The sequence below is a fragment of the Vagococcus sp. genome (assembly GCF_036639995.1).
Classification (GTDB): Bacteria; Bacillota; Bacilli; order Lactobacillales; family Vagococcaceae; genus Vagococcus.
In genome coordinates this window covers 1-7814 of sequence record NZ_JAVWHO010000038.1, presented here as the reverse complement: position 1 = coordinate 7814, position 7814 = coordinate 1, and the positions used below count along the sequence as shown (strand labels likewise).

Annotated in this window: 7 protein-coding genes and 1 riboswitch; of the genes, 4 read left to right on the top strand and 3 right to left on the bottom strand. The window is 31.4% G+C overall.

Annotation, left to right across the window (positions count from 1 at the left end):
* Window positions 1-55 precede the first annotated feature (55 nt).
* Complete coding sequence (locus tag RR554_RS09315; RefSeq protein WP_332467882.1) at window positions 56-562, bottom strand: AAA family ATPase; 507 nt, start codon at window positions 560-562, stop codon at window positions 56-58.
* 572 nt (window positions 563-1134) lie between these two features.
* Here RR554_RS09315 and RR554_RS09310 point away from each other — a divergent pair.
* Complete coding sequence (locus tag RR554_RS09310) at window positions 1135-3195, top strand: methyl-accepting chemotaxis protein (RefSeq protein WP_332467881.1); 2061 nt, start codon at window positions 1135-1137, stop codon at window positions 3193-3195.
* A gap of 74 nt (window positions 3196-3269) precedes the next feature.
* Here the strand turns inward: RR554_RS09310 and RR554_RS09305 are convergent, their stop codons facing one another.
* Together RR554_RS09305 and RR554_RS09300 are read right to left on the bottom strand one after the other, a co-directional pair.
* Window positions 3270-4007 carry an amino acid ABC transporter ATP-binding protein gene (locus tag RR554_RS09305; protein WP_332463294.1) on the bottom strand — a complete coding sequence of 246 codons (738 nt, stop codon included), beginning with the start codon at window positions 4005-4007 and terminating at the stop codon, window positions 3270-3272.
* Window positions 4007-5605: an ABC transporter permease subunit gene (locus tag RR554_RS09300; RefSeq protein ID WP_443081333.1), complete on the bottom strand. Its 1599-nt coding sequence runs from the start codon at window positions 5603-5605 to the stop codon at window positions 4007-4009. Before RR554_RS09300 ends, RR554_RS09305 begins: the two co-directional genes overlap by 1 nt.
* A gap of 88 nt (window positions 5606-5693) precedes the next feature.
* A riboswitch (Lysine riboswitch) is annotated at window positions 5694-5868 on the bottom strand.
* Window positions 5869-6056: 188 nt separating this feature from the next.
* On the opposite strand from RR554_RS09300, the gene RR554_RS09295 reads away from it, so the two are divergent.
* From RR554_RS09295 to RR554_RS09285, 3 genes are all read left to right on the top strand, one after another.
* Window positions 6057-6752 carry an NAD-dependent protein deacylase gene (locus RR554_RS09295; RefSeq protein ID WP_332467880.1) on the top strand — a complete coding sequence of 232 codons (696 nt, stop codon included), beginning with the start codon at window positions 6057-6059 and terminating at the stop codon, window positions 6750-6752.
* 18 nt (window positions 6753-6770) lie between these two features.
* Entirely contained in the window at window positions 6771-7025 is a 255-nt protein-coding gene (locus RR554_RS09290; RefSeq protein ID WP_332463292.1) for a chorismate mutase, read from the top strand.
* 598 nt (window positions 7026-7623) lie between these two features.
* The coding region (locus RR554_RS09285; RefSeq protein ID WP_332463291.1) for a hypothetical protein at window positions 7624-7814 on the top strand (191 nt) is incomplete at its 3' end.

Below are 7814 nucleotides of genomic sequence, written 5' to 3'. Positions count from 1 at the left end.
TGATAAAAAATTTAAAAATAATGAACTATTTTTTACTAAAATTAGTTATCTTAGTTCAACTAAAAGGAGTTAAGTTTTTCTTGAAGTATGAAACCTCTTTAGTAGAGTGAAGAGTAATAAAATTAGTATGCTTCTTATACATTGTCTCCAAATTTTTAATTTGAGGTGATGTTTTTTTGTTAAATTGCCAAACAAATTTAATAAATGACCAACTTATGGTGTCGGGATTTCCATGAGAATTAACTTTATGATGGTTGGTTATGTAGCGTTTAATGATTCTGAATAAGCATACCTGTTTTGGTAAATCTAGCCAAATAACAGTATCAGCATGAGTTATTCTTTTTTCGAGAGTTCGATTGTAGTTACCATCAATGAGCCACTCTTTTTTCATTAGCTCATTAGTTAGTTGATTATTAAATTTATCTCTCGATAAATATTCTTGATTGTTTAACCAGTTTATTTTATCTAAATGAACTAGTGGTAAAGATAACTCTTTTGAAAGCCAAACAGCAAGTGTTGATTTTCCAGAGCCAGGACAGCCAATAATTAGTATTTTTTTCATAGTATCACCTTCTATATAAGGAGTTATTATATCTATTATACACGGTGGATAAGTGAAATTAAATCTAATTTCAGAAGTTATCAACAAAACCTGTGGACAAGTGTGGATAACTTTAATATTTCAATGCTTTTTTTGAGTAATAAGTCAATAAGAACAGAGGTTTGTTTGAAATAATGATTAAGAGAAACCTTGTTATATCAACATTTTTTGGTGTTTATTTCTATTGTATTAAATTAAAGTATTTTTTTAAGGTAAGTTTATAAAAGCAAATAAAAGAAATTGTTTCTGTTAGTTCTTTTTTTATGAAAGTGGTAAATGTGGGTAAAAATGGCAAAAATTGTGGATAACTCTGTGGATAGTGTTAATAACTTTGTGGAAAGCTGATATATCAAGGGTGGAAATGTGAAAAACTCTGTGTGTATAACAAATAGTTATGCACAGGATAAATTGGTTAGAAAATCCAAGTAGTATTTCAAAATAAATAATATATAAGTGTTATTTTATTTATGCTAACTGATTAAATATTGAACGAAAAAAACCGATAGTAACATTGAAGGGAAGGGATGTTGCGGATGAGATTTCAATTTAAAAAATTAGCTTTAGAAATTGTTAGTATAGTTATACCGATGGTTATTTTGTTATTAATTATTATATCAGGTACAGGATACTTTTTTTCAAAGTCTATGGTGGAAGATGAAATTGGCAAAGTGATGGATTTAGTCGTAAGTGATTCTACAACGACGATCAATAATATGTTAACAGTACAAGAATCTATTGCTAAAACGACAGCAAAAATGATTGAAGAAAATAGTCAAAAAATTACGGAAAAAGATTATCAAACATTGTTAACAAAACAAGTATCTCTCCAGTCTGAAACCTTTGCCATGGGAGTTTGGTTCGAACCTAAAGATTATGAGGAACATAAAAAATTTGCTCCTTATGTTTTTAAAAACTCAGATGAAGTGATGTTTGAACGTAGTTACCAAGAAGAAAATTCAACGAATTGGGAAACTGAATGGTACAAATTGGGTAAAAATGAAAAAGATGGTGGCTGGACAGCTCCCTATCTTGATAAAAAAGCTAATAAATCAATGGTAACTTTTGCTTACCCTATGTATAAAAATGAAAAAGAGTTTTTGGGTGTTGTTACAATAGACGTAGATTTATCAAGTATTCAAAAATTAGTGAGTGATATGAAGATTGGTTATAATGGTAAGGCTATGTTGGTTTCTGATGATGGTACTTATCTTGGTGGTGTTGCTAGTGATCAATTATTAGTATCCAAAATTAGTGATAGTAAAGAATCTTCATTTGTTAATCAAGTATCACAAATGTTGACGAAAAACAAAGGAACGACAAAGTATACCAAAAATCATAAAAAATATGATTTTTATTTTGATAGTATCAAAGGAACCGATTGGAAATTAGGAATTAGTGTAGAAAATAGGTTGTTAGCTGAGAGTCCACGTAAATTATTAATTTTATTTTGTAGTGTCAGTTTGATAGGAATTATCATAGTTTCCTTATTAATTGTCCTATTTTCAAAAAGAATTACCAAAGTTCTTAAAGAGTATAGTGAGGCAGTTCAACAATTTTCTGAAGGGAATCTGACCAATAACCTTGAAAGCGATTTGTTTATTCGAAAAGATGAGTTAGGGTCAATAGGAGACTCTATCAAAGTAGCTCAAAATGAGTTGCATAATATTGTGTCTAGTTTCCAAATAACTGCAGTTAAGGTTGGTGATGATTCTCAAAATCTTTCTGCATTTTCAGAGGAATTGGCAGCAACGTCTGAAACAGTTGCTCAATCAGCCAGTGACATTGCGTTAGATATTGGAGAGCAATATGGAAAATTAGCAAGTACTGAAAAAACAGTGATTGATTTTAGTAAAAAAGTTAATACAATGGCTACAGTAATTGAAGAACTAAAAGAAGAATCTCAACTAATAAATAATCGTTCAACAAGAAGTCAAGAAGATATTAATCAGTTAGTGTTATCATCAGAAGTATTAGATGTGTCAGTGAAAGAGCTCATAAAACGTGCAGCTATTGTAGGAGAGTATATTCATAAAGTAGATAATATGGCGTTATTAATCAACAATATCTCGGAACAAACGAATTTATTAGCTCTAAATGCAGCAATAGAAGCCGCTAGAGCTGGAGAAGCAGGAAAAGGATTTTCTGTAGTAGCAGAAGAGATTAGAAAATTAGCAGAACAAAGCAATCGTTCGGCAGGGGATATTCAAGAAATACTACAAACTATTTTAGAAGAAAACAATTTAATGTTAGATGCCACACAAAATGTGGAACAAGAAATTGTTAATCAAGGGTCCCACATTTCGACAACTTTATCGAGTTTTGATACTATCATTTCTTCAATTGGGAATGTAGATAAAAAAATTGTGATGACAACAGATTTAGCAATGACCATTAATTCAGATATTGAGTTAGTTAATCAAGATGTTTTAAATATTAAGTTACTTTCAGAAAGGCTATCTGAGACGTCTGAAGAGATAGCTGCCTCAGCAGAAGAAATGTCAGCTTCAACCGAAGAAGTTTCATCAGCAGCTATTCGTTTAAGCGAATTAACTATAACTATGAATGGTAAATTAACTTATTTTAAATTAGACTAAAAAAAGCAAGTGGATTTTGTTTTCCACTTGCTTCTTTTTATATCAAATTTTCTTTGAATCATTGAGTGTCCTGTTTAATTATCAATGATACGTTGTAAAAATTCTTTTGTTCTTTCTTCTGTTGGGTGATTAAAGATCTTATCAGGAGCGCCTTCTTCTGCGACAACCCCTTTATCCATAAAAATGACACGATCAGACACTTCTTCAGCGAATTTCATTTCATGAGTAACAATAATCATTGTTAAGCCAGTTTCTGTTAATTCACGCATAATTTTTAATACTTCACCGACCATTTCAGGGTCAAGTGCAGATGTTGGTTCATCAAAAAGCATGACTTCTGGATCCATTGAGATCGCACGGGCAATAGCCACTCGTTGTTTTTGACCACCGGATAACTGAGAAGGTTTAGCATGAGCAAACTGTTTCATCCCAACTTTATCTAAATTTTCAATGGCGATTCTTTCGGCTTCTTCCTTGGAGCGATTTAGAACCTTCATTTGGCCAACCATACAGTTGCTTAAAATATCGTGATTATCAAATAAATTAAATTGTTGGAAAACCATTCCTACATGAGTTCTAAAATGCGGTAAGTCATAGCCAGGAGACAAAATATTTTTATCTTGATACAAAATCTCGCCACCTGTAGGTTTTTCTAAAAGGTTAATGCAGCGTAGTAGTGTTGATTTACCAGAACCAGATGGGCCAATAATCGTAACGATTTCCCCTTTTTCGATGGAAACATGAACATCTTTTAATACATTATTGTCGCCGTAGCTTTTTTGTAAATGGTTGATTTCGATAAGAGCAGTCATTAGCGATCATCCTTTCTTTCTAGTTTTGATGTTTGCATTTGATTAGCATATGGTGCGTAACTACCATCACCATCTAAACGTCTTTCTAAGTAACGCAAGATACGTGTTACTGTAAATGTCATGACAAAGTAAATCACACATGTAATTGTAAATGTTTCGAAGAATCTAAAGTTTGCCCCTGCAGCAGTTTTTGAAGCAAAGAATAATTCAGAAACTGCGATAACATTTAATACGGAGGTATCTTTAATATTAATAACAAATTCATTCCCAATTGCAGGTAAAGTGTTTCTAAAAACTTGAGGAATGACAACGTTCGTCATTGTTTGCCAGTGAGTCATACCAATAGCAGCTGCTGCCTCGAATTGACCTTTGTCTACTGAGAAAATACCGCCACGAACGATTTCAGTCATGTAAGCACCTGTGTTAATTGAAACAATAATAAGAGCTGCTGTTAATGGGTTCATATCAATGCCGTATAATTGTGATGAACCGTAAAAAATAACCATAGATTGAACAATCATCGGTGTTCCTCTAAAGATTTCAATATAAATTGAGAAGAAACCATTTAGAACTTTATAAGCAAAACGTAAACCAGCTTTTTCCGGTGTAGGAACTGTTCTAAAAATACCAATTCCTAGACCAATAGATGTACCAACAACTGTACCAACTAAGGCAATTAAAAGAGTTGTTCCAGCGCCACGAAGAAACATTTTCCAATTATCTTTAGCAATATTCATTACCCAAACATACCAAGGAGCATCTTCTTTAACGTCAGGTTGTTGATTAATAGATGCATCCATAATATCATCACGTTCTTTTTGAGAGATGCCTGCTAAGGTTTGATTCACTTTTTCTAAATCAGGAGCATTTTTTTTCATTCCAATGGCAATGGCGTTGTCTTCTTCGGATGTTTTAAAGCCGTTACCTTCTTTAAACTGAATCATTTTAAATTTCGGGTTAAGTTTTTCTGCGGTAATTCCTTCAGGTACTTCTGTCACATAACCATCAATTTTTCCAGATTCTAATGCAACACGCATAGCTGAGAAATCACTCATAGCAGTTTGTTTATCAACATTTGGAATTTGATCGATAACGTTATAATGTAGCGTATTTAACTGACCCGTTACTTTAGCTCCTGCAAAATCTTTTAAAGAACTTGCTTCGCTAAAAGTACCGTCTTTTTTTACTAACATGGTTAACTGAGAACTGTAATAGAAATCAGAAAAATCTAGAGTTTCTTTACGTTCGGCAGTTGGAGACATCCCAGCAATGATAGCATCTGCTTTTCCAGAAGTGACAGCTGGAGGAAGGCCATCCCAATCTGTTTTGAAGATGACTAATTCTTTTCCTAAACCATCAGCTATTTTTTTGGCAATTTCAACATCATAACCACCAGCAAATTCTTTAGAACCCTTAATTGGAACGGCTCCATTACTATCATCTTGTTGTGTCCAGTTGAACGGTGGGTAGCCAGCCTCCATTCCTACTGTAAATGTCTCTTTATCAGCAAAAGCTGTACTTCCCATTAATACAAAACTACCTAATAAGAGTGCCAGAGAATAAAAAATATTTCTGACATGATAATTATTTTTCAACATATTCATTTTCCTTTCTTATACAAAAAAGAAGCAACCTTTATCTTAAGGTTGCTTCTGAATAGTTGATAAATAAAAATAGTTTATCGAATCATATCATAGCTCACCTCAGATTAACTGAGACAGTGCTATAGTTATTCACTATAGCCCCAACACTAAAGAATTAAGGAGTTCAGTAGTATTTCGGCGAAAATTCCTTGTATCAATGTCGTGGCATCCTCATGCTCAATTGATAGTCATAATTTTTCGCAACCTCTAGATTATTATATTTAGTTGTTCTCTTTCTTACTTGTGTTTCACTATAACATACTATTTTTGAAAAGTCATGAAAAAAAGCAAAAAAATTTCAATTGTACATGTTGCTTGTGTTAATGATATTGTATAATGTCTGAACTAAAAATATTCTTTCAAAACATGCTACAATAATATAAAAGAAAATAAGGTAGTGAGTAAAATGAATCAAGAGGCATTAGATCTGATAAAAAATAGTCAGCATATTGTTTTTATGACAGGAGCCGGTGTATCTACTCCATCTGGTATTCCAGATTATCGTTCGATGACAGGAATTTATCAGGGCATAGACAATCCAGAATATTTATTAAGTCACACGTGCTTGATAAGTGAGCCTGATAAATTCTATGAATTTGTTAAGCAGTTGTATCATGAGGAAGCCAGTCCAAATATTATCCATCAAAAAATGAAAGAGCTAGAAAAGAATCATGATGTCAGTATTATTTCTCAAAATATTGATGGATTACATGACAAAGTAGGAAGCAAAAAAGTAGTAAATTTTCATGGTAATTTAAACGATTGCTACTGTTTAAAATGTCATGAGAACATTTCGGTTTCAACTTATTTAAACTCTAATAGACACGAAAATTGTGGAGGTTTAATTCGACCAAATGTAGTACTTTATGAGGAAGGCTTGTCAGAAGAAGCAATTGAAATGTCGATCCATTGGTTAGAAAAGGCTGATTTAGTTGTTATTGTGGGAACGTCATTTAAAGTGTATCCTTTCAGTGGGTTAATTAATTATCGTAATCCTCAAAGTAGTATTTTAGTGGTAAATAATGAACCTATCAGCTTAAGCGATACCTATATGTTTGTTCAGGAACCTGCAGAATATTTTTTTAAGGCAGTGCTCAACTAAAGGAGAGAAAGATAAATTATGTTAGAAAAAGTAAGAGATGAAATTAATCAAATTGATCAAGAGTTAGCAGTGCTACTTGAAAAACGTTATAAATGTGTGGATGAAGTTGTACGTATAAAAAAAGAAAATCAAATACCAATTCTCGATAGTAACAGAGAAGAATTAGTTTTAAAAAGAATAGCTAATTTGATTAAAGAAGAAAAATATAAGGACAGTATTTTGGAAACATTTCAGAATATGATGGATATTTCTAAAGAATACCAAAGTAAGTAATAACGATTAGTTTTTAAAGCAAGAATACAATTCTTGTTTTAAAGACTATTTTTTTATAAATGATTATAAATGATGAGAAAAATAATTTGTGAAAAACAAGAGAAAGAGAACACTTGAGGGTTTGTTGATGATTATACAAAGAATAAAACGTATACAAAAACATTTGTTTTAATATGTTATGTAAAATATTTTAAATAAATAAGAGTCATTACTTGACTATTTTTTGATATCTCGATAAATTATATGTATATTTTTATTTGTCACAATAGATTTGATGGCTATAATTTAATATCATATTACAAACGTTAAGTATGTATTTTTAAAATAAACTGTATAAAATAAGGGATTATGAAGTTTTTTATACATAATATGGGGTTAGAGAAATAGCAATACTAAAGTAAATAGACATGTTTAAACTTATTTTTTTTCACGGATGTTTAAAAAACGTCCTAAAAAACCAAAAAATACATAATGTTCGAAAATACGTTTTTTATATCTTAGAATAGAACGTTTTTGCGCTTTGTGTAAATGACCTTTCGAGGTGTGTGGTAAGTAAAAATGTAAAAATAAAATATAAAAGTAAAAGGGGATTATTTTTATGAGAAAGAAAGATATTCAAAAAAACATTCAAAATGTTGATTACAAAACAAAGTACGTTGGCAGAGGGAAATTAATTAAAAAAAATAAGGTACTAATTAGCGTACTAACAACCTCTGCATTTTTATTTCCAGCATTTTCTGCATCAGCAGAATCAATCAGCATTGATGGAAACAACTCAAATCCGTTACA

What these genes read in the sequence shown, in the direction of transcription:
- RR554_RS09290 (WP_332463292.1), top strand. Translation starts at nt 6,771, where the DNA reads ATGTTAGAAAAAGTAAGAGATGAAATTAATCAAATTGATCAAGAGTTA.
- RR554_RS09300 (WP_443081333.1), bottom strand. Translation starts at nt 5,605, where the DNA reads ATGTTGAAAAATAATTATCATGTCAGAAATATTTTTTATTCTCTGGCA.
- RR554_RS09305 (WP_332463294.1), bottom strand. Translation starts at nt 4,007, where the DNA reads ATGACTGCTCTTATCGAAATCAACCATTTACAAAAAAGCTACGGCGAC.
- RR554_RS09310 (WP_332467881.1), top strand. Translation starts at nt 1,135, where the DNA reads ATGAGATTTCAATTTAAAAAATTAGCTTTAGAAATTGTTAGTATAGTT.
- RR554_RS09295 (WP_332467880.1), top strand. Translation starts at nt 6,057, where the DNA reads ATGAATCAAGAGGCATTAGATCTGATAAAAAATAGTCAGCATATTGTT.
- RR554_RS09315 (WP_332467882.1), bottom strand. Translation starts at nt 562, where the DNA reads ATGAAAAAAATACTAATTATTGGCTGTCCTGGCTCTGGAAAATCAACA.